Origin of the sequence: Pseudomonas tehranensis (assembly GCF_014268615.1) — a bacterium.
Taxonomy (GTDB): Bacteria; Pseudomonadota; Gammaproteobacteria; order Pseudomonadales; family Pseudomonadaceae; genus Aquipseudomonas; species Aquipseudomonas tehranensis.
Map to the genome: position 1 here is coordinate 1 of NZ_JABWQV010000067.1, position 22747 is coordinate 22747.

21 protein-coding genes and 1 pseudogene are annotated in these 22747 nt (G+C 62.1%); 8 read left to right on the forward strand and 14 right to left on the reverse strand.

From position 1 onward, the window contains the following. Positions 1 to 167 precede the first annotated feature (167 nt). The 6 genes and pseudogenes from HU811_RS12720 to HU811_RS12745 form a co-directional block, all read right to left on the reverse strand. On the reverse strand, positions 168 to 1148 hold the full coding sequence (locus HU811_RS12720) for an ABC transporter substrate-binding protein (protein ID WP_225248428.1): 981 nt from the start codon (positions 1146 to 1148) through the stop codon (positions 168 to 170). 110 nt (positions 1149 to 1258) lie between these two features. Then, positions 1259 to 1378: pseudogene (locus tag HU811_RS27445) on the reverse strand (hypothetical protein); the annotation flags it as partial. 73 nt (positions 1379 to 1451) lie between these two features. Further along, positions 1452 to 2654 carry an acetylornithine deacetylase gene (gene argE, locus HU811_RS12730; protein ID WP_186656192.1) on the reverse strand — a complete coding sequence of 401 codons (1203 nt, stop codon included), beginning with the start codon at positions 2652 to 2654 and terminating at the stop codon, positions 1452 to 1454. Then, entirely contained in the window at positions 2647 to 3321 is a 675-nt protein-coding gene (locus tag HU811_RS12735) for a DUF1028 domain-containing protein (protein ID WP_186656195.1), read from the reverse strand. The genes argE and HU811_RS12735 overlap by 8 nt, the downstream gene beginning before the upstream one ends. A gap of 12 nt (positions 3322 to 3333) precedes the next feature. Beyond that, entirely contained in the window at positions 3334 to 3744 is a 411-nt protein-coding gene (locus HU811_RS12740; RefSeq protein ID WP_186656197.1) for a RidA family protein, read from the reverse strand. Then, the gene (locus tag HU811_RS12745; protein ID WP_186656199.1) at positions 3744 to 5084 is read right to left on the reverse strand and encodes a flavin-containing monooxygenase; all 1341 of its coding nucleotides are present in this window, start codon (positions 5082 to 5084) and stop codon (positions 3744 to 3746) included. Before HU811_RS12745 ends, HU811_RS12740 begins: the two co-directional genes overlap by 1 nt. Positions 5085 to 5514: 430 nt before the next feature. On the opposite strand from HU811_RS12745, the gene HU811_RS12750 reads away from it, so the two are divergent. Genes HU811_RS12750 through HU811_RS12775 form a run of 6 tightly spaced genes read left to right on the forward strand, consistent with a single transcriptional unit; the run spans position 5515 to position 10480 of the window. Beyond that, complete coding sequence (locus HU811_RS12750) at positions 5515 to 5937, forward strand: nuclear transport factor 2 family protein (protein ID WP_092398021.1); 423 nt, start codon at positions 5515 to 5517, stop codon at positions 5935 to 5937. Then, positions 5934 to 6689 (forward strand): SDR family NAD(P)-dependent oxidoreductase, encoded by a 756-nt coding sequence (locus HU811_RS12755; protein ID WP_186656201.1) that lies wholly within the window; start codon positions 5934 to 5936, stop codon positions 6687 to 6689. Before HU811_RS12750 ends, HU811_RS12755 begins: the two co-directional genes overlap by 4 nt. A gap of 3 nt (positions 6690 to 6692) precedes the next feature. After that, positions 6693 to 7940 (forward strand): NAD(P)/FAD-dependent oxidoreductase, encoded by a 1248-nt coding sequence (locus HU811_RS12760; RefSeq protein ID WP_186656202.1) that lies wholly within the window; start codon positions 6693 to 6695, stop codon positions 7938 to 7940. Next, positions 7937 to 8752: a DUF1365 domain-containing protein gene (locus HU811_RS12765; RefSeq protein ID WP_186656203.1), complete on the forward strand. Its 816-nt coding sequence runs from the start codon at positions 7937 to 7939 to the stop codon at positions 8750 to 8752. Before HU811_RS12760 ends, HU811_RS12765 begins: the two co-directional genes overlap by 4 nt. Then, a complete protein-coding gene (locus HU811_RS12770; RefSeq protein ID WP_186656204.1) occupies positions 8724 to 9992 on the forward strand; it encodes an SAM-dependent methyltransferase in 1269 nt (422 codons plus the stop codon). The genes HU811_RS12765 and HU811_RS12770 overlap by 29 nt, the downstream gene beginning before the upstream one ends. Then, positions 9992 to 10480, forward strand: a complete 489-nt coding sequence (locus HU811_RS12775) for a DUF2878 domain-containing protein (protein ID WP_186656205.1) — start codon at positions 9992 to 9994, stop codon at positions 10478 to 10480. The genes HU811_RS12770 and HU811_RS12775 overlap by 1 nt, the downstream gene beginning before the upstream one ends. 28 nt (positions 10481 to 10508) lie before the next feature. Here HU811_RS12775 and HU811_RS12780 read toward each other — a convergent pair whose 3' ends face one another. Genes HU811_RS12780 through HU811_RS12790 form a run of 3 tightly spaced genes read right to left on the reverse strand, consistent with a single transcriptional unit; the run spans position 10509 to position 11913 of the window. Then, complete coding sequence (locus tag HU811_RS12780; RefSeq protein ID WP_047229154.1) at positions 10509 to 10814, reverse strand: DUF6482 family protein; 306 nt, start codon at positions 10812 to 10814, stop codon at positions 10509 to 10511. Further along, the gene (locus tag HU811_RS12785; protein ID WP_092453354.1) at positions 10811 to 11350 is read right to left on the reverse strand and encodes a DUF3833 domain-containing protein; all 540 of its coding nucleotides are present in this window, start codon (positions 11348 to 11350) and stop codon (positions 10811 to 10813) included. The genes HU811_RS12780 and HU811_RS12785 overlap by 4 nt, the downstream gene beginning before the upstream one ends. Further along, complete coding sequence (locus tag HU811_RS12790) at positions 11347 to 11913, reverse strand: chalcone isomerase family protein (protein ID WP_092398008.1); 567 nt, start codon at positions 11911 to 11913, stop codon at positions 11347 to 11349. Before HU811_RS12790 ends, HU811_RS12785 begins: the two co-directional genes overlap by 4 nt. A gap of 219 nt (positions 11914 to 12132) precedes the next feature. Between HU811_RS12790 and HU811_RS12795 the strand changes: the two genes are divergently transcribed. After that, positions 12133 to 13701, forward strand: coding sequence for a sensor domain-containing diguanylate cyclase (locus tag HU811_RS12795; RefSeq protein WP_186656207.1), 1569 nt, complete (start codon positions 12133 to 12135; stop codon positions 13699 to 13701). 118 nt (positions 13702 to 13819) lie between these two features. Further along, on the forward strand, positions 13820 to 15820 hold the full coding sequence (locus HU811_RS12800) for a peptidase U32 family protein (RefSeq protein ID WP_092398004.1): 2001 nt from the start codon (positions 13820 to 13822) through the stop codon (positions 15818 to 15820). Positions 15821 to 15927: 107 nt separating this feature from the next. On the opposite strand, the gene HU811_RS12805 is transcribed toward HU811_RS12800, so the two are convergent. From HU811_RS12805 to HU811_RS12825, 5 genes are all read right to left on the reverse strand, one after another. Then, the gene (locus HU811_RS12805; protein ID WP_186656208.1) at positions 15928 to 16761 is read right to left on the reverse strand and encodes an energy transducer TonB; all 834 of its coding nucleotides are present in this window, start codon (positions 16759 to 16761) and stop codon (positions 15928 to 15930) included. Then, a complete protein-coding gene (gene tolR, locus HU811_RS12810; RefSeq protein ID WP_047226513.1) occupies positions 16758 to 17204 on the reverse strand; it encodes a protein TolR in 447 nt (148 codons plus the stop codon). Before tolR ends, HU811_RS12805 begins: the two co-directional genes overlap by 4 nt. 13 nt (positions 17205 to 17217) lie before the next feature. Beyond that, a complete protein-coding gene (gene tolQ, locus HU811_RS12815; protein ID WP_186656210.1) occupies positions 17218 to 17925 on the reverse strand; it encodes a protein TolQ in 708 nt (235 codons plus the stop codon). 64 nt (positions 17926 to 17989) lie between these two features. Further along, positions 17990 to 19867: a phytase gene (locus HU811_RS12820; RefSeq protein WP_186656214.1), complete on the reverse strand. Its 1878-nt coding sequence runs from the start codon at positions 19865 to 19867 to the stop codon at positions 17990 to 17992. 128 nt (positions 19868 to 19995) lie between these two features. Then, positions 19996 to 22518, reverse strand: coding sequence for a TonB-dependent receptor (locus tag HU811_RS12825; RefSeq protein ID WP_186656212.1), 2523 nt, complete (start codon positions 22516 to 22518; stop codon positions 19996 to 19998). Positions 22519 to 22747 lie beyond the last annotated feature (229 nt).

Below are 22747 nucleotides of genomic sequence, written 5' to 3' on the forward strand. Positions count from 1 at the left end.
GTGGCGAGGGAGCTTGCTCCCGCTGGGGGGGCGAAGCGCCCCCAAACCCAACCGACTGGATCAACCTGGCACACCGCGAGAACCAGTGTTGGGGCTGCTGCGCAGCCCAGCGGGAGCAGGCTCCCTCGCCACAAAAGGCTCTGCTCGCCGCAAGAATGGTTCGATGGCTAGCGAGCTGCCCAGGCGTTGAAGCGCTGCTCCAGTTCTTCGCCATGGTCAACCCAGAACTCGGCATCCACGGCCCGGGCTTCGGCCAGGTTGGCCTCGGCGGTAGGCAACTGCTCCTGGACTGCTCCAGGCAGCAACGCCAGCGTTTTGCGATGCACCGGTCCATAAGGGATGTTTTCCGAGAACACTTTCTGCGCCTGCGGCTGGCTGGCAAAGGCAATGAATTGCTCGGCCAAGGCCTTGTTCGGCGTTCCCTTGACCACCGCCCAGTATTCCGGGTCATACAGGCTTTGCGGCCAGACGATACTCAGCTTCATGCCCTCCTTCTGCGCTGAAGCGATGCGACCGTTGTAGGCAGCGCTCATCGCCACGTCCCCCGCCACTAACCACTGCGCCGGTTGCGCACCTGCCTCCCACCACTGGATGTTCGACTTGATCTGGTCCAGCTTGGCGAATGCCCGCGACACGCCTTCGGGGGTGTTGAGCACCTTGTACAACTCCTGCGCCTGGACCCCGTCGGCCAGCAAGGCAATTTCCAGGGTGTACTTGGCCCCCTTGCGCAACCCGCGCTTGCCCGGGTATTCGGTGACGTTCCAGAAATCCGCCCAGGACTTGGGTGCCTTGGCCAACTTGCTCTGGTCATAGGCCAAGACCATCGACCAGACATAAGTGGCCACACCACATTCGGTGAGAGTCCCCGGCAAAAAATTCGCCGGATCACCCAAGGCGCTCAGATCGAGCCTTTCGAACAGGCCCTCCTCACAACCGCGCAACAGCTCGGGGCTTTCGACTTCGACCACGTCCCAACTGGTGTGGCCGGCCGCGACCATGGCCTTGATCTTCGATAACTCGCCATTGTATTCGCCGGCGACGATGCTTCCTGCACCGCTGGCGTTGAAGGGTTGGAAGTAGGCCTTGTCCTGGGCCTGCTTGGTGGCGCCACCAAAAGAGATCACGGTGAGGCTCTGTGGCGCGGCCATGACACTGCCACTCAACAGCACCAGGGCACACGCAATATTGCAACGCAAGGATCTGGACATGAAGCGGTTCCTCGAAAGGCCGGCTCGCCCGCACGAGCCGGCGACGGGACTCAGAGGCGACCGTAAGCGCGGGCGGTGCGATCTACAGCAATACGGGTCTTGTCGACCAGTTCGTTGATATCGGCATGGCTGGCTACCAGCGCCGGGGCCATGATCATCCTGCCCAGGGTGCCGGCCTCATGAGGCAGGCCGTCAATCAGGGCGTTATCCTTCAGGCGCAGTTGCGCGGCCGGGGTTTTCCAATCATTGAAATCGTTCACCGAAAATTCCTTGTCTCAAGAAGTCGTTGGGTTCGCTGAGATGGCTCGCCAGGCGATCCATCAATCGGTCGCAGGCGGCCATCTGTTCAACACTCACGTATTCATCGGCTTTGTGCCCCTGATCCATGCTGCCGGGGCCGCAGACCACCGTCGGGATTCCAGCCTGATCAAACAGGCCGCCTTCGGTGCCGAATGCCACGGTGCTGAAGGCATCACTGCCGCACAGCTCGGCAACCAGACGTGCGGCGGCGCTGTCCGGCGCGGTTGCCAGGCCCGGGTAGGCGGACAGGGGTTCAAACCGGATCGCGGTGTCGCCTTGCACGGCCCGCATCGCTGGCAGCAGCGCCTGCTCGGCGTAATCGCGCAATTGCTCGACGACGACCTGCGGGGCGAAATCCGGTAAGGCGCGCACTTCGAAATCGAAGCGGCAATCCCCCGGGACGATGTTCAACGCGGTGCCGCCCTGGATCACGCCCACCTGCACCGTTGAGTACGCCGGATCGAAGCGCCCATCGTGTAGAGCCGGTTCGGCCAGATTCGCGCCGATCTCCCCCAACCGACCGATCAGGCGCGCTGCCTGTTCGATGGCGTTCACCCCGTAGGGCGCATAGGCCGAATGACAGGCCGCCCCTTTGACATGGCAACGCATCGCCAACTTGCCCTTGTGGCCCAACACCGGTTGGAGTTGGGTGGGCTCGCCAATCAGGCACAACGCAGGCTGGGGAATGCGTTGCGCCAGCACTTGCAGCAGGCTGCGCACACCCAGGCAACCGACCTCTTCGTCATAGGAGAACGCCAGATGCACGGGCCGGCGAAGCGGGTTGGCGAGGAACATCGGCACCGCCGCCAGCACTGCAGCCAAATAACCTTTCATGTCGGCGGTGCCCCGGCCGTACAGCTTGCCGCCGGCCTCGCTCAGGCAAAACGGATCGACCGTCCAGTGCTGTCCGTCCACCGGCACTACATCGGTATGACCGGACAGCACAACCCCACCGGGCACCGCTGGGCCGATGCTCGCCAACAGGTTGGCCTTGGTCCGCTCGGGGTTATAGATCAGCTCGCAACTCACGCCCAGATCGTGGAGGTAACCACGTACGAACTCGATCAGCGCCAGGTTCGACTCGCGACTGACCGTGGCAAAGCCCACCAGACGGGCGAGCAGTGCGCGGCTGCGCAGCTCACTCATCACCCGGCACTCCGTAGCTGGGGGCCTGGGTCGGATCGAGGGCGCGGGTCAGGTAGTCCTGTAGTTGCGGCTGATAGGCCAGCCACAGTTTCTGCAGCTCAGCAATGGGATCTTCCTGGGCCCAGTCGACACGCAAATCGACGATCGGCCAGGTGAGTTCATCCACCACCGACAGCGCCGCAGAGTGCACCGCTCCGGCTTCACCACCGGCGCTCTGCCCAGCCTGCAAAGCACTCATCAGGCGCGCAGCAAGACAACCTTCGCTGTGTTCGAATGCTGCAACCATGGCGTCGATCACGCCCACACTGGCCAACAGATTGCCAGCCGCCACGCATTGCTCACCGGCCAGCGCGTGATGGCTGCCCAATGCGTGGCGGCCGCTGAAAATCGCCGTGCCTCCGTGGGCATCCACCACCGCCACCTGGCGGTACTGGCTGTAGCCATTGCGCGCCAGGGCGCGGTCGACAGCCTCTTGGGCGGCCAGGCCGCCGGCCAGTTCGTCGAGGATCTGCGGACCAAGAGCAGGCAGCGTGATGTTCTGGCTCGACACCGCGCCAACACCGGCCCGCAACCAGGGGCAACGGGCGCCGACGGCAATGCTTGAGGAACTGATGGCGATGCCCAACTGGCCCGTCTCGGCGCAGCGCCCGACAATGGAAAAAGTCATGCTCCACTCTCCTTATTCGGGGATCACCGCGATCACGTCGATTTCCATCAGCCATTGCGGTTGGCCGAGGGCGCTGACCACCAGTCCTGTGGAAATCGGGAACACCCCTTTGAGCCATTTGCCCACCTCCTGATACACCGGCTCGCGATAGCGCGGGTCGATCAGGTAAGTGGTGGTCTTGACGATATGGCTCAGGTCGCTGCCGGCCTCTTCCAGCAATTGCTTGACGTTGCGCATAGCCTGTTCGGCCTGAGCGCGGGGATCGCCCAGGCCCACCAACTGGCCGTTGAAGTCAGTGCCGACCTGGCCGCGCACGTAGACGGTGTTGCCGGCCCGCACGGCCTGGCATAAGTCGTTGTCCTGCGTCTGGTTGGGATAGGTGTCTTTGGTGTTGAACATGCGAATGCGAGTGTGGGTAGGCATCAACGGACTCCCATGAGGCTGGTTTTCGAACTGTTCGAATCGCTATCGAGCGCCGGGGGTTGAGCGTCCTCGCTCTGGCGCTGCGAAGCGTCTCGGTAGTTGAGGTAGGTATGCTGTTTCACGATGTGGTCAGCGATATGCCGGGCGTCGTGCCACACGCCCCAGATGAACGCCGAACCGCGCCGTGACAGCCATGGCAGGCCCACGAAATACACACCCGGTTCGCTGGAAACACCCCGCTGGTGCCGCGGCTTGCCGTTGGCGTCAAGCGCGTCGACCTTCAGCCAGCTGTAATCCACCGAGTAGCCGGTGGCCCAGATCACAGTGGTCACCCCAGCGCCCACCAGATCCAGTTCCAGGATCGGATGGGTCAGGCAGTGCGGGTCAGGCAACAGATGGCGGGCTTCAGGTTCCGGCGGCAGGTCCAGGCCGTTGCGGGCAATGTAGGCATCGGCGGCATCCAGCAGCGCCAGGTAGTTGTCATCGCCACGAGCGATATTTTCGGCAAGGTTGGGCTCAAACGTCACGACGCTACCGTTGAACGACTTCGTCAGGCCCACCAGGGTGATGCCCTCATGGGCCAGCCTGCGAAAGTCCACCGTATGGCCCCCACGGGCACCGCTCACGGCGATGGTCACGTGTTCCTTGCCCGGCTGGACGGCCTCCGCATCCCACTCGCCGAGCACCCCCAGCCACCAGCAAAAATCCCGGTTGCGATAGGCCCGTGGCGGGCGATCATGGGCGCCCACCGAAAGGTAGACCTGCTTGCCGGCGCGCCGCAATTCATCGGCAATCTGCACCCCGGACGAACCCGCCCCCACCACCAACACCGCGCCGTCAGCGAGCTGCCGGGGATTGCGGTATTGGGCGGAGTGCATCTGGGTGACGTGCGCCATATTCGCAGCGATAGGCGGAATCACGGGCCGTTGGAAGGGCCCGGTGGCGACCACCACGTGGATGGCCTCAATCGGGCCCTCGCTGGTTTCAATGCTGAAGCCTGGACGGCCGATATTACGCTCGACCTTCCTGACCTCCACACCGGTACGGATCGGCGCGTTGAATGTACTGGCATAGGCTTCGAAGTAATCGGCCACTTGATCCTTGGTGGCGAAGGCATCGGGGTCGAGCCCCTGGAATTGCAGACCCGGAAAGCGGTCATGCCAGGCCGGGCCGTTGGCCACCAGCGAATCCCAACGTGCAGTGCGCCAGGCCTCGGCAATACGGTTGCGCTCCACCACAAGATGAGGCACTCCATGGCGGCTCAAATGTTCACTCATGGCCACGCCGGCCTGGCCGGCGCCTATAACAAGCGTGTCTATGTGTATTGTCTCAACGGGCATGTCTGTGCACTTCCGGCAGTGGGATGGTTCAGGCCGGCATGGCGCCGCCTCGGGTTTGGATTTTTTCTTGTTCTGCGTATGCGACGATCGACAGGAGGTGTCGAAGCGATTGTGTTGGCAGGTGGGGATTTGCGAAACGAGGGTTTTTATCGTTGCTGGAAAGGAAAAAACTGCTGTATGGCCTACGCACTGGACGATGCTTCTTTGCGCCGAGCCTGCGAGTCGATTCGTGGTTTCTGCAACGCACTGGGCTGACATTCAGTCGTTTCACTGAAACAACTGAGCCCGGTCATCACCGGGCTCTCTTCAGCGGAAAATCTATACAAACTTACAAATACCTATACAAAACACTTTTAAACGTACAACTCGTGCAGTAGGCTGCGAAAACTTGTACAGGAATTACTACCTGTACAATAATTCGGAGCCTGACATGTCTGCCTACCTCCAGCGTTTTGCCCGCGCCTTCGCCGAGCTGGACGCCAGTCACCTGGACGAGCTCGATGCGCTCTACAGCGCCGACATACAGTTCCAGGACCCCTTGCATCGGATCGAAGGCCTGCCTGCCCTGCGCGACTACTTCGCGCAGATGTATGCCAACGTCGATCAGGTGCGCTACGACTTTCATGGCTTTGATGAGGTCGGCCCCGGCGCGGGCTATCTACGCTGGACGTTGCATTACAGCCACCCACGTCTGGCCGGCGGTGCACTCATCTCCCTACAAGGCTGCAGCTATTTACGCTGGAACGAACGGGTCTACCTGCATCAGGATTTCTTCGACGCTGGCGCCCTGCTCTACGAGCACCTGCCCCTGTTCGGATCGGTGATCGGCTGGCTCAAGCGGAGGCTGGCATGAGTCGCATCTGGTTGACCGGCGCCAGCAGCGGTATCGGTGCGGCCTTGGCCTCGGAGCTTCTAGAGCAAGGCCACCGTCTGGCGCTGAGTGCGCGCCAGGTTGCGCCTCTTGAGGCGTTAGCGACTCGCTATGGGGATCAGGTCCTGGTGCTGCCGGGTGACCTGACCGATCCGGCGCAAGTGGCCGATATCTGCCAGGCCATCGACGCTCAATGGGGGGCGTTGGACCTGGTGATACTCAATGCCGGAACCTGCGAATACCTGGAGCCGGGACGCTTCGACACGCGTCTGGTCGAACGGGTATTGACCACCAACCTGCTGGGCACCAGCCACTGCCTGGAAGCGGCCCTGCCCTTGCTGCGTCGAGGCCAACGTCCGCATCTGGTGGGGGTGTGCAGCGCGGTGACCTGGTTGGCCTTGCCGCGTGCCGGCGCTTATGGCGCGTCCAAGGCGGCGCTGCGCTATCTGTTCGAATCGCTGCGCATCGACCTGGCGGCCGAGGGTATCGATGTCACCTTGATAAGCCCGGGCTTTGTCGACACACCGCTGACCCGCCGCAACGACTTCCCGATGCCCATGCGCTGGTCGGCACAACGCGCGGCGCGGCATATCGCCCAACGCCTGCCGGCGCGACCGCTGGACATCGCGTTCCCCTGGTCCTTCACCTTCGTCCTGCGCCTGCTCGGACGCTTGCCCGCCCGTTGGCGCCTGGCCCTTGGCCGGCGCCTGGCACGTTCTTCCCAGGAGTCTTGAAACATGCGCATCGCAATCATCGGCAGCGGCATATCGGGGCTGACATGCGCGTACCTGTTGGCTCGCCAGCACCAGATCACCTTGTTCGAAGCCGACGACCGGATCGGCGGCCACACCCACACCGTGGACGTGCAATGGCAAGGCCAGCGTTATGGGATAGACACCGGTTTCATCGTCTACAACGACTGGACCTACCCGAACTTCATCCGTTTGCTCGACCAGTTGGGTGTGCCTTCCCGCCCCACTGAAATGAGCTTTTCGGTACATGATCCAGCCACTGGCCAAGAGTACAAGGGGCATACCCTGCGCAGCCTTTTCGCCCGACGGCGCAACCTGCTGTCGCCGAGCTTCTGGGGCATGCTGCAGGACATCCTCAGGTTCAACCGGCAGGCCACGGCCGACTTGAAGGCGCAACGCATCGACAGCACCACCCGGCTCGGCGATTACCTGCATGTCCACAATTATGGCCAACGTTTCATCGACCATTACATCGTGCCCATGGGGTCGGCGATCTGGTCGATGTCGCCCGCCCGAATGCTCGAGTTTCCGCTGCAGTTCTTCGTGCGCTTCTGCCATAACCACGGCCTGCTATCGGTCAACCGACGGCCACAATGGCGGGTGATCGAGGGCGGCTCCCGGGGTTACATCGACCCATTGTGCGCGCACTTTCGCCAGCACATCCGGCTCGACTGCCCGGTGCAGCGAGTGAGCCGCGACGCTACAGGGGTGGACATCCTCAGCGCAGCCGGTCTTGAGCGTTTCGACAAAGTGGTATTTGCCTGCCACAGCGACCAGGCCCTGGCACTGCTTGAAACGCCAAGCAAAGCGGAACGTGAGGTGCTCGGTGCTCTGGACTACGCCAGCAATGAAGTGCTGCTGCATACCGACACTCGTCTCTTGCCGCAGCGACGCCAGGCCTGGGCGAGTTGGAACTACCGACTGGGCGGTTCAATGCGAGCGCCTGCCGCACTGACCTACAACATGAACATCCTCCAGGGCCTGGACGCCCCAGTGACCTTCTGCGTGAGCCTCAATCAGAGTGACGTGGTGGATCCGGCCAAGGTGCTTGCCCGCTTCGATTATGCGCATCCGCAATACAGCCTCGCCGGCGTCGCCGCCCAGGCTCGCCAGGGTGATCTGCAAGGGCGTCAGCACAGCTACTTCTGCGGCGCCTATTGGGCCAATGGTTTCCACGAAGACGGCGTGGTCAGTGCGCTGGATGTGGCCGGGCATTTCGGAGAATACCTTTGAACAGCAGCCTGTGCCGCGGCTGGATCGACCATCGCCGCTACTCACCCCGCGCCCATGGCTTCCGATACCCCATCGGCATGCTTTATCTGGACCTCGCCGAACAAAGCCAGGTGCTGGGCCTGTCACGCCTGCTGCGGGCTTGGCCCTTGGCACCGCTGTGCTGGCGCGAGCGCGATTACCTGCCCGCTCGCACACGTCTGGGTGTTCCCTTGGTCGAGGCGGTGCGCGAACTACTGGCCCAAGCCCTGGGCACCGCGCCCCAGGGCGCCATTCAGCTGTTGACCCAACCGCGCAGCTGGGGCCTGTCCTTCAATCCGGTGAGTTTCTATTTCTGCCACGAAACCGATGGGCAGCTGGCGGCCATTCTCTGTGAAGTGCGCAATACCCCATGGCGCGAACGCTACCACTATGTGTTGCCGGTAAGCCCCGGCGCGCCTCATGCGTTCCGGGTGGCCAAGGCGTTCCATGTGTCGCCGTTCCTGCCCCGGGACATGGACTACCGCATGCGTTTCCTGGTGGCGGATTCACATATCCGCGTGCACATGGAGAACTGGCGCGATGGCAGCAAGGTGTTCGAGGCCGACCTCGCGCTCAAGCGCCAGCCTCTCGATGCCGCAGCCGTACGTCGTCACTTTCTGGCCTTCCCGTGGATGAGCCTGCGCACCTTGAGCGCCATTTACTGGCAGGCCCTGCGCCTGCTCTTCAAACGTACCCCCCTGCACGACCATCAGGCCTGCCAAAACGGCCTGAGCGTCGGCGAAACCGCCCACAAGGACCCCGACCATGCCCGAACCCACCCTGAGCGTTACTAAGGCCGGCAGCTTTCGCCTGTTCAACGGCGGCGTCTTCAAGCAAGTCGTCCTCGGCCAATTACGACACCTGCGTCAAGGCCACTTGCGCCTGCTGCTTGAGGGGGAATCGTTGAGCTTCGGCGATCCGGCCAGTGTTCTGCAGGCCGAAGTCGAAATTCTGGATGACGCCGTCTGGGGCATGCTCGCCAGTAACGGCTCGATCGGCGCCGGTGAGGCTTATATCCAGGGGTACTGGCGCAGCAACGACCTGACGGCGGTGACCCGCGTGTTCGTCGCCAACCTGGACGTGCTCGATGCAATGGACAGCGGCCTGGCTCGCCTCGGTCGCCCGCTGCTGCGTTGGCTGCACTGGCTCAACCGTAACAGCCGGCGCGGCTCACGGCGCAACATCATTGCCCATTACGACTTGGGCAATGACTTGTTCGAGCGCTTGCTCGACCCCACCATGATGTACTCGGCCGCCCTGTTCGAAAGCCCCGAACAAAGCCTGGAAGACGCCCAGCTCAACAAGCTCGAACGCATCTGTCGCAAGCTCGACCTGCGGCCCGGCGACCACCTGCTGGAGATCGGCACCGGCTGGGGCAGCCTGGCGATTTACGCGGCCAGCCAATACGGCTGCAAGGTGACCACCACAACGTTATCGCGCGAACAGTATGCCCACACCTGCCAGCGCGTCGAGGCGCTGGGCCTGCAGCAGCGCATTGAAGTGCTGTGCAAGGACTATCGCGACCTGGAGGGGCACTACGACAAGTTGGTCTCGATCGAAATGATCGAAGCGGTCGGTCATCGCTATTTGCCCGAGTACTTCCGGCGCTGCGCCGCACTGCTCAAGGATGACGGCCTGATGTTGCTGCAAGCCATCACCATTCGCGACCAGCGGTATGAGCAGGCACGACGCTCGGTGGACTTTATCCAGCGGCATATTTTTCCCGGCGGCGCGTTGCCATCGTTGTCCGTCCTGCTCAACACCGCCAGCCGTCAAACACCGCTCAACCTGCTGCATCTGGAAGACTTCGGCGCGCACTACGCCCGCACGCTTAAGCACTGGCACGAGAACTTGCGCCAATCACGCCAAGCGCTGCTGGAACTGGGTTACGACGAAACCTTCCAACGCCTGTGGGAGTTCTACCTGTGTTACTGCGAAGGTGGATTCCAGGAGCGTGCCATCGGCGTCGCGCAACTGCTCTTTGCCGCTCCCGGGGCGCGTCAGGCCTCCTTGCTGGAGCGGCGGGAGGCTTGATGAGTCGCGCAAGCCTGATCGTCAACGCACTTTGGGTCCAATTGGGCTGGTGGGGATGTGTGCTGGGTGCGCAGAATGCCTGGTGGCTCCTGGCTGTGGCAGCGGGGTTGCTGGCTCACCTGAGTTTCTGCCCACAGCCCCGGGCCGAGCTGCGGGCGGTGATGCGCGTGGGGCTGTGCGGCATGTTGCTGGACTGGAGCCTCGGTGTGCTGGGCCTGTTCGGATTCGGCCAGAGCGCCCTGCCTCTCTGGCTGGTGCTGCTCTGGCTGGTGTTTGCCACAAGCTTGCGGCACAGCCTGGCCTGGGCCGTGCGGCCGATGTGGCGTGGTGCATTGTTGGGCATGATCGGCGGTCCATTGGCCTATTGCGCAGGAGCACCCTTGGCCGGCGTTGCGCTGCCGCTTGGCATCGTGGGAACCGCTCTGATTCTGGCGCCCTTGTGGGCACTATGGCTGCCGTTGGCGTTGCGCCTGGCTGATCCCCACTGAGGTCAGAACCCGCACCAGGCGAACATCATTACCAAGGTTCATCCAGAAAAAGTGGCACGCGCAAAGGCTCTATCGGCCCCTCGCGCTGGCCACACATTTCGTCGTGAACGACATGCTGTACCAACATGCAGGGTAACCGCGGCGCGTCACGCAGCAACTCACGCAAATGGGTGGTGGATCGCAAGTGCAATGTTCTTCCCGAGTCGTCGAGCAACGTACGAAACCCGCGGTCCAGTCGCGCACGCAACACGTAGATACCGCCCTCCAGCGACCACAACTCCAGCTCGTGTACCCGGCCTTCGATGGCCAGCTCGATCAGGGTTTGCAGGTTCATGGCGTGCCCCCGCCCTGACGACGGAAAAACAGCGTGACCTGCCCCAACTCGACGCCGAATTTACTCATGCTCGAACGGTTGATCAGCGTGTCTTCGTCCATCAAATACATCCAGTCGTCAAAAGACACTTCGTAAGTCGATCCGTCTACTGGCAGGTTCAATCGATAGCGCCAGCGCAGCGCATTGCCAGCCACCTCACCCCGCGCCTCGCCGATCACATCGTCGGCGCGACCGCGCCAGAGCCCCGGGCCATCGGGGGTCAGCGTCCATACGCGCCGTTGTCGGCTGCCATCACTGTAGAGAAAGCGCTCATCGAGTATCAGCCGTTCACCTTCGCGGTGACTGAGTATCTCGACCTCGAAGCGCTTGATGACTTCGCCCGAACGTTTTTGATAGATGCCCCAGGCCTTGATTGGCTGACTGAAGAAGCGCACCAGATCCAGCTGCGGTTGCTGGTCGGCATAACGATCGACATTGACGTTGCCGCAGCTGGTCAAACTCATCATTAAAAGCCACACAACCATCAAACGAGTCATGGTGTTTTTCCTCCCGCGCGCGTGTTGTTGAGCCCCATCAGCTGTTGCCGCAACTCCGGATGCCGAGTGCGGGGATCGAGCCAGATGGCGAAGAAGTTTCGAGCGAACGCTGGGTCGGCGACTTCATGGGTCAAGCGCCCGTCGACATAGAAGCGGCAACCCTTGCCGGGCAGGTAAAGCCCGGTGATTTGACTGCCTGGCCTGACGTCGACGAAGGACCGCCGCATGTCATCGGTCCAACTGTCGAGCCGTCCGGGGTCCAGGGATTTACCCGCGATTCGGAGCATCTCCTCGATGCTCGCTTGCACCAGTGTTTGCTTGCTGATCGTGCGGCGGTAATTGAGCTCGAGTGCCAGCGGCGTTTCCAGGCTGGGTTGCGAAGCAGCACTCCATAACCTGGCCTGGTAGAGATCGAACCCGTACCAAGAATAATCGGCTTGCCCCACCAGACGGGCGTCAGGCAATACCGTGCGCCAGTCGCAGAGAGCCTGGCTGGCGTAAAGCACCAAAACGCAGGCCATGAACCGGTTCAGGCTTTTCTTGAGCGCAAACGACCTGGCCATTGAAAAACATCACTGGATTACCGAAGGTCGCTCAATAGTTGTACATGAAATATGATTTGTACAGCTTTTTTGAGAGGATCTGCGGGTTATGGCCCTTGGTATCCACCCTGCCTTCGCGATTTGTGCCTGCCTCGAATCCTTCAGCTAACGTGCTGTTATCGGATAAGGTAGCCTGCGTCCTAATAATTCGCAGTCGCGTTGCTGTAGAAGGAAATGTTAATGCTCGGACGTGAACGGCCGCAGCTAAAGAAAGAAAGTGCTGACGAATCCTTTCCCCCTCAGGTAGCGCGGGCCGGAGCTGCCTTGCGGCTCACCATCACTTTCATGCTGGTGGTGGTGATCGTGTTCCTGGCCGTTGAAGGCTGGAGAACATGGCGTGACTATCGCTCTGCTTTTGCCTCAGCCCGCGATTCGGTGACGAACCTGGCGCGGGCGACCGCCCAGCACGCCGAAGACACCATCCGGCAAGTGGACGTGGTGACCGCCGCACTCAGCGAGCGAGTGGAAGGCGATGGCCTGCAGAACATCGACATCCCGCGCATCCATAAACTGCTGGTGCAACAGTCGGCCATCATGCCGCAGTTGCACGGTTTGTTTATCTACGGCCCCGACGGGCAGTGGATAGTGACAGACAAGCAAACAACGCCAGACTCGGCAAACAATGCCGACCGCGACTACTTCCAGTATCACCGCACCCACGAGGACCGAAGCGTGCGGATCGGCGAAGTGATCAGGAGCCGATCCACCAATGACCTGATCATCCCCATCTCCCGCCGCTTGAACAATCCTGACGGCTCGTTCGCCGGGGTGTTGCTGGGAACGGTCAAGGTCAGCTATTTCGTGGACTACTACGGCGACTTCAAGATCGACGACAAGGGAGCCCTGGTCCTGGCCCTGCGAAATGGCACGATTCTGGTCCGGCGGCCCTTCGTCGCCTCGGTGGTCGGCAAGAGCCTGGTCAATAGCGTGATCTTCCGTGACCACTTGCCCAACTCCAATCAGGGCGTCGCCGAGGCCAGGGCCGTCGTCGACGGCACTGAACGCATTTATGGCTACCGAGCCTTGACCACTTATCCGCTGGTGGTCGAGGCCGGATTGTCTCGCGAATCGATCATCGCCCCCTGGCGTCACGATCTGCTCAAGACCGGCTTCGTACTGATATTCCTGATCGTGATACTCGTCGGCTTCGGGCTGATCGTGTTGAGCCAGTTGCGCTACAGGATGACCATGGAGAAACAGATTCGCAGCGCCCACCAAACCATGCGGGACATGGCACTGACCGACAGCCTGACCGGCTTGGGCAACCGCAGGCGGCTGGACATTGCATTGGCCGATGAGATTCGCCGGGCCAGGCGTCAGAACGCCTCTTTGGCCTTGATCATGCTTGATGTCGATTACTTCAAACGCTACAACGACAAATACGGGCATGCTGCCGGGGACGACTGTCTGCGCGCGATCGCCGGAGCGATCCAACAAACGATCAAACGACCCGGTGACCTGGCGGTGCGCTACGGGGGTGAAGAATTCACCATATTGCTACCCGACACCCACAGCGCGGGAGCCGCCAAGATCGCACAAGAGATCCTGGAGTCCATCAGGGCGCTGCACATCGAACACCTCGACCATCCGTTGGGCCTGGTCACCGCCAGCGCGGGCATCACCACCTGCCGGCCGAGCACCGAGGACGTGACCCCGGCCATGCTGATCAAGGCCGCTGATGCCTTCTTGTATCTGGCAAAAAACACCGGGAGAAACCGCTGGTGCAGCCCTGATGCTTCGCCGGGGTGAACCCACGAGGCGAAAGCCGCATATCGGTCATATCGCGCAAATCCAAGTCCACAGGTGCCTGCCGGGCGCCTGGCGGCTACAATGCGCGCTTCGACCGTGACCAGCCTGATAAAAAAACATGTCCTTGCCCAAACATCATCTGGAATTGCTCAGCCCTGCCCGCGACGTGACCATCGCTCGCGAGGCCATCCTGCATGGCGCTGACGCCGTGTACATCGGCGGCCCGAGTTTCGGCGCGCGTCACAACGCCTGTAACGAGGTCAGTGATATCGCCCGGCTGGTGGAGTTTGCCCATCGCTACCATGCCCGGGTATTCACCACGATCAACACCATCCTGCATGACAACGAACTGGAGCCGGCCCGCCAGTTGATCCACCAGTTGTACGATGCGGGTGTCGATGCGTTGATCGTCCAGGATTTAGGGGTGATGGAGCTGGACATCCCGCCGATCGAGCTGCACGCCAGCACCCAGACCGACATCCGCACCCTGGCACGGGCAAAGTTTCTTGATCAGGCCGGCTTCTCCCAACTGGTCCTGGCACGGGAGTTGAACCTGCAGGAAATCCGCGCCATCGCCGACGAAACCGACGCGGCCATCGAGTTCTTTATCCACGGCGCGCTGTGCGTGGCGTTTTCCGGCCAGTGCAACATCTCCCACGCCCAGAACGGCCGCAGCGCCAACCGTGGCGATTGCTCCCAGGCCTGTCGCCTGCCCTACACCCTCAAGGACGACCAGGGTCGGGTGGTTGCCTACGAGAAACACCTGCTGTCGATGAAGGACAACAACCAGAGCGCCAACATCCGCGCCCTGGTGGAAGCCGGCGTGCGTTCGTTCAAGATCGAAGGACGCTACAAGGACATGGGCTATGTGAAAAACATCACCGCCTACTACCGCCAACGCCTGGACGATGTCCTCGAAGACCGTCCGGACCTGGCCCGCGCTTCCAGCGGCCGCACCGCGCATTTCTTCGTGCCCGACCCGGACAAGACCTTCCACCGCGGCAGCACCGACTACTTCGTCAGCGAGCGCAAGATCGACATCGGCGCCTTCGATTCCCCGACCTTTACCGGCGTGCCGGTGGGAGTGGTAGAGAAAGTCGGCAAGCGCGACCTGCAAGTCGTGACTTTTGATCCGCTGTCCAACGGCGATGGCCTCAACGTGCTGGTCAAGCGTGAAGTGGTGGGTTTTCGGGCCAATATTGCCGAGCCCAAGGGCGAATTCGAAGAGGACGGCCAGAAGCGTTACCGCTACCGGGTCGAGCCCAACGAGATGCCCGGCGGCCTGCACCAGTTGCGCCCCAACCACCCACTGAGCCGCAACCTGGATCACAACTGGCAGCAAGCCCTGCTCAAGACCTCCTCAGAGCGTCGCGTGGGCCTGGCCTGGAATGCACGCCTGCGCGAAGAGCGCCTGGAGCTGACTGCCACCAGCGAGGAAGGCGTCAGCGCCAGCGTTAGCCTGGACGGGCCATTCGGCCTGGCGAACAAGCCGGAACAGGCGCTGGAGCAACTGCACGACCTGCTCGGCCAACTGGGCACCACCGAGTACCACGCCACCGCCATCGAGCTGGATGCGCCCCAGGCGTATTTCATTCCCAACTCGCAGCTCAAGGCGTTGCGTCGTGAAGTCATCGAAGCGTTGACTGCCGCCCGTATCGCCGCTCACCCCCGCGGTGGCCGCAAGGCCGAGACCACTCCACCGCCGGTGTACCCGGAGTCGCACCTGTCGTTCCTGGCCAACGTCTACAACCAGAAGGCCCGGGATTTTTATCATCGCCACGGGGTGAAACTGATCGATGCGGCGTTCGAAGCCCACGAAGAAACCGGTGAAGTACCGGTGATGATCACCAAGCACTGTCTGCGTTTCTCGTTCAACCTCTGTCCCAAGCAGGCCAAGGGCGTCACCGGCGTGCGCACCAAGGTTGCGCCGATGCAGTTGATCCATGGTGACGAGGTGCTGACGCTGAAGTTCGACTGCAAACCCTGCGAGATGCATGTGGTCGGCAAGATCAAGGGGCACATCCTCGACCTGCCGCTGCCGGGCAGCACCGCACAGCCGGTCGTCGGGCATATCAGCCCGGAAGACCTGCTCAAGACGATCCCTCGCGCGCCGCATTAAGCAATCGCGCGCAGGTCCCATCACGACAGATCGAACTGTTGCGCCAGCACCGTCAGGCCGCTGGCGCGGTTTAGTCCTGGTGCGTCGGGCCGCCATCGGCTCGGGCTCTATTCGATACGGTAGTGAAAGGTATTGCGCACCGCCGGCACCGTCACGGCCTGGCCGTCGACGATCCGCGGCTGATAACGGAAGGTCTGGGCCGCAGTCAGCGAGGGTCGGATGAACAACGGGTGGCAGCCGTCCAGCACCTTGGGGTTGTCGATTCGCCCGTCCGGCTTAACGCTGTACTCCACCGTGCAATCGCCTTCCAACCCTTTGTCCAAAGCCCGTTGCGGATAATCCGGAGCCTCTTTGCTCAGGGGTTGATAGTGGCGACTGTCGGCGGCGGCCAGGCGCGCCTGTTCGGCTTGGCGTTGCCGGGCGAGCGCCTGGGCCTGTTGAGCCGCTTGGCGCTGTCGTTCGGCGGCCTGTTGCTCGGCTTCCTGCTGGCGTCGCTGGTTCTCCTGACGCTCGCGCTGTCGTTCGGCCTGTTGCAGGGCCTGCTGCTCGCGCTTTTGCTCCTCGACACGTTTGCGCGCCAGGGTTGCCTGCTCCAGTTTCTGTGCTTGAAGCCTTGGATCGACCACAGGTTTGCTCGGTGGCGGGCGTGGCGCTTGCACCGGAGCCGGCGCGGCTTCGACCGGTTCTGGGGCGACCTCCGCCACGGCGGTCGGCGCAGGCGCTTCAGGCACCGGCAGCGGTGGCAACATCACCAGTTGCGTGCGCAGCACCTGCGGCGCTTCGACGGCGGGTTTCTCTACGGTCCAGCCCAGCACCAGCAATGCCGCGACCACCGCGTGCAAGGCCACGGCGAGTCCTGCCGCCAGGCTGTTCCTCCAAAAACCACTGCCGGACACCGTGGGTAAACCCAAGGATGGACTGTGCATGATCATCGCCGTCATCGGGGTGCCTCGGTCACCAGCCCAAGGTTGCTCACCCCGCCCTGCTGCAAAGCGGCCATGGCGGCCACGACACGACCGTAGTCGGCGTGGTCGTCGGCACGGATATACACCTGAGTGTCGCTGCGCTCGGCGACAACCTGGGCCACCTTGGCGCGCATCTGATCCAGGTCCACGGCGCTGTCGGTCTGGCTTTGAGTGTCCAGTTCGGCACCCAGGTTCCAGTAATAACCGCCCTCGGCCTTCACAGACAGGGTCAGGATCTGTTGGCGGCTATCGTTGGCCAATGCCTGGCTGGCGACCTTGGGCAGCTCGATTTTCACGCCTTGGGTCAACATGGGTGCCGTGACCATGAAGATCACCAGCAGCACCAGCATCACATCGATGTAAGGCACCACGTTCATTTCGGCCTTGGGCCCGTGCTTGCGTTGTGGTTTGACTAGCATCTGCCCTCTCCTCTCAAGCGGCCGCGGCCAGGTTCACCGGGGCGCCGTGCAGCTTGCGGTGCAGGCGGGCCTGCAACTCATTGCCGAACGCGTAGTAACGCGTCAACAAGGTCTGGCCGCGAGCGGAAAACCGGTTGTAGGCGATCACAGCGGGAATCGCCGCGAACAGGCCGATGGCGGTGGCAATCAAGGCCTCGGCGATGCCCGGCGCCACAGTGGAGAGGCTGGCCTGCTGCACTTGGGACAAACCCAGGAAGGCGTTCATGATCCCCCAGACCGTGCCGAACAAACCGATGTAAGGGCTGACCGAACCGACCGTGGCGAGAAACTGCAAGCCTTTCTCCAACTGGACCTCCTGCTCGCTGATTGCCACTTGCAGCGAACGCTCCACCCCTTCAAGCACCACCTGTGGGCTGCCGGAGGGTACGTTGAGCTGGGTGAAAGCCTGGAAGCCGGCGTGAAAGATCGGCTCCACGCCGCCCTCTTCCTCGCGCACCTGGGCGGTCTCGCGCAACAGCGCTGGCAAATCGCTGGTGCTGCGAAAACGCTGCATGAAACCGTTGAACTGGCGCTCGTTGCGGCGCAACACGGTGCTGCGCTGGATGATCAGGTACCAGCTCAACAGCGAGGCCAGCAGCAGGGTGAGCATGACGGCCTTGACCAGAAGACTCGCATCGCTGATCAGGCCCCAGATTGTCATATGTTCCAGAGTGGCTTGCATGGGTAGAACTCCTGTCTGGCTGCTATTCGATGAAATGTTCATGACCGGTTGATGACAGCGCCGCTCAAGGCAGACGCAAGGCTTTGGCGACTTCGCTCCAGGGCACGAATTTGAAGTTCTGGGTTTGCTCGGGCATCCGTTTGCGGCCGTCCTGGACCACCAGCATGCCGTCGCTCCAGGGCCCGCCCAGGTTGGCCGAAGTCACTTCCAGGCCATCGGTTTCCGAGGCGCCGTCGATACCCGCAGCGCCGTTCAGGCCGACGCGCAACGCACCGCGCATGGCATAAGGCGGTTCGGCATCAAGTAGTACATAGCTGTCGTTGCCCTGGCTTGAGATCACCAGGTAATCGTGGCCGGCGCCTTGGTACAGGGCGATGCCCTCAACGTCGGCATGCAACTGAGGTCCGACCTTGATCACGTTGTTCAATGTCGCCGGCCGGTCGGCCCGGGCATCCACCGCCCAGACACCGACGTCTTCTTCGCCGAGAAACAGACGCTGGCGTCGGTCATCGGCGACGCAACCTTCAGGCTGGCTGTCGACGCTGAACTGGCGCACCAACTCCCCTTTCACCACACCGTCCGGGGCGCTGAGGCGGTACTGCAAATAACGCCCGTCCTTGCCATTGGCAAAGGCATACAGTTCGCCTTCACCCGGCTGGAATAGGCAGATGCCGTAGATCTCCTTGAGCGGCGTGGCAATCTCGCCGGCCTCGCTCAACTCACCGCTGGCACGGTCAATGCGGAACAGGCTGAGGCTGTTGCGGTCGCGGTTGCTGGCGACGGCCAGATCGACGGTTTGCCTGCCCAGTCTGAAGTTGCCGCGCACATCGACGTTGTTGAGGCGGCCCACCGCCAGCTCCTGCAGCAGCTTGCCTTGCAGGTCATACGCCAGTAGGCCTTGCTTCTTGTTGGTGCCCAGCACCCGGCTCAAGGCAGGTGTCGTGGGGTGAACCCAGATCGCTGGATCATCCGCCGCGTCGCCCTGGCGTGCTACCGGTTCGCTCTGGGCAATGGCCGCCACCGTGGGCAGCACGGGCGGCAGGGAAACAGGCGTGGGTTGCCAATTGATTTGGCCCTGGTACAAGCGTCCGGTGTCATCGTCGCGCAACAGCATCTCCAGGCCGGTATTCGTCGAACGTACCGCGAGGCTTTCCGGCTCGTTCAGGCCCGGCAGCGTCAAACTGGCCTTAGAGGTCCAACCCTGGCTTTCTTGCTGGTACAGATGCAGTTTCGCCGCCCCGGGGTCCAGGCCCAGCAACCCGCCTGGTAACGCCGCCAGGTCCCCAGCGGCCTGCTGGATGTCACCGAACGGTGTGCGCATCGCCACGGGTACACGCACCGCGTCGGCCTCGGAGGATGCCGGGTAGGCCCACCAGCCCACCTGTTCCTCGTTGACAAACAGTTGATTGGCGCTGTCCTGCACCTGGCAGGCCTGGGCATCGGGCGGCAGTGGCAGGCCGCGTACGCGCTGTGCGCTGGCGCTCAGCTGCTCGCCGTTACCCACCAGCCATTGTTCGCCCTTGCCTTCTTCACCCACCAGAAACACAAACAGGTTGCTCGCTTCATCGCGGTACAGGCACAGCCCGTTCACCGGAAAATCTCGTGCCGGCAGGTACAGCGGCGTCCCCCACTGGCGTTTATCCGGATCGAGGCTGACCAACAGTGCTTGCTGACGAGTGCTGTCGAGGCTGGCGACCAGCACGTTCGCCCCGAGGGCCCGGCTGTCGAGACCTTCGAAAGAGCCCTCCAGGCGTGACAGTTCGCGGCCTTGGGCATCGAGCAGCAACAAGCCTTCACTGGCACTGGCCAGTCGCTGGGTCGTCGAATGGCCGGGCACAAATGCCAGGACATTGATCGAGCGCTCCTGGGTCTGCGGCCAGGGTTGCAGCTTCAAGGTTGGGGAAGCCGCCAGGGCTGGAACGGTTGCCAGACTGATGAGCATTGCCAGCAGGTACTGTTTGGGAAAAAACAAAGCTGTGTTCAACGGAAAAATCCTTGTCATTGAAAGGGGGGGCGCATCGCGCCCCGGCGGGGATAAATCCCCTCGCAACAAGTGATCGGCGTCGCGATCTAGAAATGGGTGAACGTCAGTCCCAGCTTGTAGGTCGGGCCGTATTCCTCGTATTGGCCGTTGTAAGAGCGGTGGCCGGTGTAGACGAAATACGACTCGTCGGTGAGATTCTGGGCTTCCAGGCTCAGTTGCAGGTTCTTGGTCAGGGAGTAGCGGGCGCTGAAGTCGACAAAGGTCTGGGCGTCAACGTGCAGGTCATGGTCGCGGTCGCTGATGGACGCCAGTTCATACAGGTAGGCCGATTTGTAATTGGCCGACAGGCGCAGGCTCAGCTTGTCGTTTTCCCAGCCGAGCATCAGGTTACCCACGGTGTCCGATTGGTTCGGCAGGTCGATGCTGCGCTTGCGCTGTGTACCGCTGGCCTGATCGAACCCTTCGATCTCGGCGTCCGAACGACTGAAGGTGGTGTTGGCCCCTAGCAGCAATCCATTCCAGGGGGCTGGCAGCCAGTCGAATTTTTGTGAGTAGGCCAGTTCCAGGCCATAGAGCTTGGCGCTGTCGCCGTTTTCGAAGCTGTGGGCCTCGGAGAAGTCGGCCCAGGCGCCCGTGCCGGCCAGATCGGTGTTGTAGACGAAGTTCTTGATGTCCTTGTAGAACACAAAAGCCGAAACAGTGCCGGCCCGGCCCATGAAATGTTCAATGCCCAGGTCCAGGTTGCTCGACTCCAGGGGCTTGAGGTCCGGGTTGCCGAAGGTCGCCTCGTCATCGTCAATGACAAAACCCGGGGCCAGTTGCCCGAAGGTCGGACGCACCACGGATTTGGTCCAGGCCGCGCGCACCTGGGTGTTCTTGTCCAACTGATAACGCGCGTGCAGGCCCGGCAGCCAGTGGTGATATTTACGTCGGGTCTGGGTGTCAGTGAACACGCCATCGGTAACGCCGCTGCCTTTGGCTTCGAACTCCGTGCCCTCGTAACGCATGCCGGCGATCAAGCGCCAATCGTCGATGTCCACGGTGTTCATCAGGTAAGCGGCGTTGATGTCTTCGCTCATCTGGAAGTCATTGACCCGCGATTCCTCCTCATCAAAGAAGGCGTCGCGGTCCAGACCACCCAACAATTGTTCGATGGCCCCGGCGCTGATGCCTGGACCGTACTGGCCGAGGCGGTAATCCACGTTGCCCTTCTGGAACTGGCCGAGGTTCAACTGCTCGTCGGTGAACCCCAGGTCGTCGAAATCCTCATAGACCCAGGCGTCGAGGTCGTTGTCCTTGTCGCGGCGGCTTACTTTGCCGCCGAATTTGACCTGGGAGGCGTAGCCACTGACGTCATAGTCTCTGGCCAGGTCCAAGCGCAGGTTTTTCTCGGTGTCAGTGGTGTTCTGCTGTTCCCAATCCACCTTGTCCAGGCTGAAGTTGGCGGGATCGTAGAACCCCGAACCAATGATCGGCCGCGGCTTGTCGTTGCCGTAGAAGCCCCCCTCAAAGCTGTCGATGCCTTCGAATGTGGCACCGGCAATGTGGCCGGGGCTGTCCTCGCTGGACTTGCTGTAGCCGCCCTGGCCGCTGAGGGTCCAGAGACCGAACATGCGTTCCCCGCCCAGTACGTAGGACTGGATCTCCTGGGTTTCTTCGCGCTGTTTGACCTTGCGCTCGCCTTCTGCGGCACCCAGTTCACCGGCCGCTTGCGGGTCCTCGAAAGCCAGGCTGGCGGCATTGCGGGTTTCGCTGTCCTTGTAACGGCTGTAAAGCGTGCGCAGGTAGTAGCTGCTCACATCATCCGGCTTGTAGTCGAAGTTCAGCCCGCCACCGGCGCGCTCGCGACGGATGTCATAGTCGCGTTGTTCAAATTCTTCCAGCCGTGAGCCTTGCTCGAAATCCCAGGCGCCGCCGGTTTCAACGTTGTCCGAGCCAAAGTCGCGCTTCTGCCAGCTCAGCGCCGCGGCAACGCCGAAGTTATCGATGCCGTCGCCCAGGCTGAAACGGTCGCTGATCGCCCCAGAGAATTTCGGACTCGTCTGCCCGGTATTCTTGTCGTAGCTGGCTTCGCTGCTGCCGGTGTAGAACAAGCCCTTGTGGTCGAAAGCCGAGAGGCTTTTCACGTCAACCGTGCCGCCCAGGGAGTTGGCGTCCATGTCCGGCGTCAGGGTCTTGATCACCGACAGCGACTGCACCAACTCCGAAGGCAGCACGTCCAGGGCAACGGCCCGGCGCTCGCTTTCCGGCGCCGGCACCAGCGTGCCGTTGATGGTCACGCTGTTGAGGTCTGGCCCCAGGCCCCGCACGCTGACAAAGCGCCCTTCGCCCTGATCACGTTCGACGCTGATGCCCGGCAAGCGCTGCACGGCTTCGGCGACGTTTTCATCCGGCAACTGCGCCACGCCGTCGGCATGCACCACGCTCTTGATGCTGTCGGCGCTGCGCTGCTCCTTCAGGGCCTGATCGATGCTGGCTGCCTGGCCGACCACTTCGACATGTTCGGTGGCCGTCTGCTCGGCAGCGCTCAACCGCTCACTGGCAATGGCCATCGCCAACGCGGTGAACGTAAAACCGACGAGCCCGGCAGTGCTGGTGCGGTGATGCATGGTGGTCTCCCCCAGGAATCCGAAAATCCGCCAGGCAACGGCCCGGCAACTGGGAGGGCACGCTAGGGGTGGGGGGTGACGGTTCTGTGACAGCGTTTGGTCGCAGGGGCTCAAACGCACGGATGAGAGGGGGTTGGCGGACCAGAATGAGCTGAAATGACCTTTCTCAGGGCCCCTGACAATTTAAAGACCGTCACCCTTGTGGCGAGGGGATTTATCCCCGTTGGGC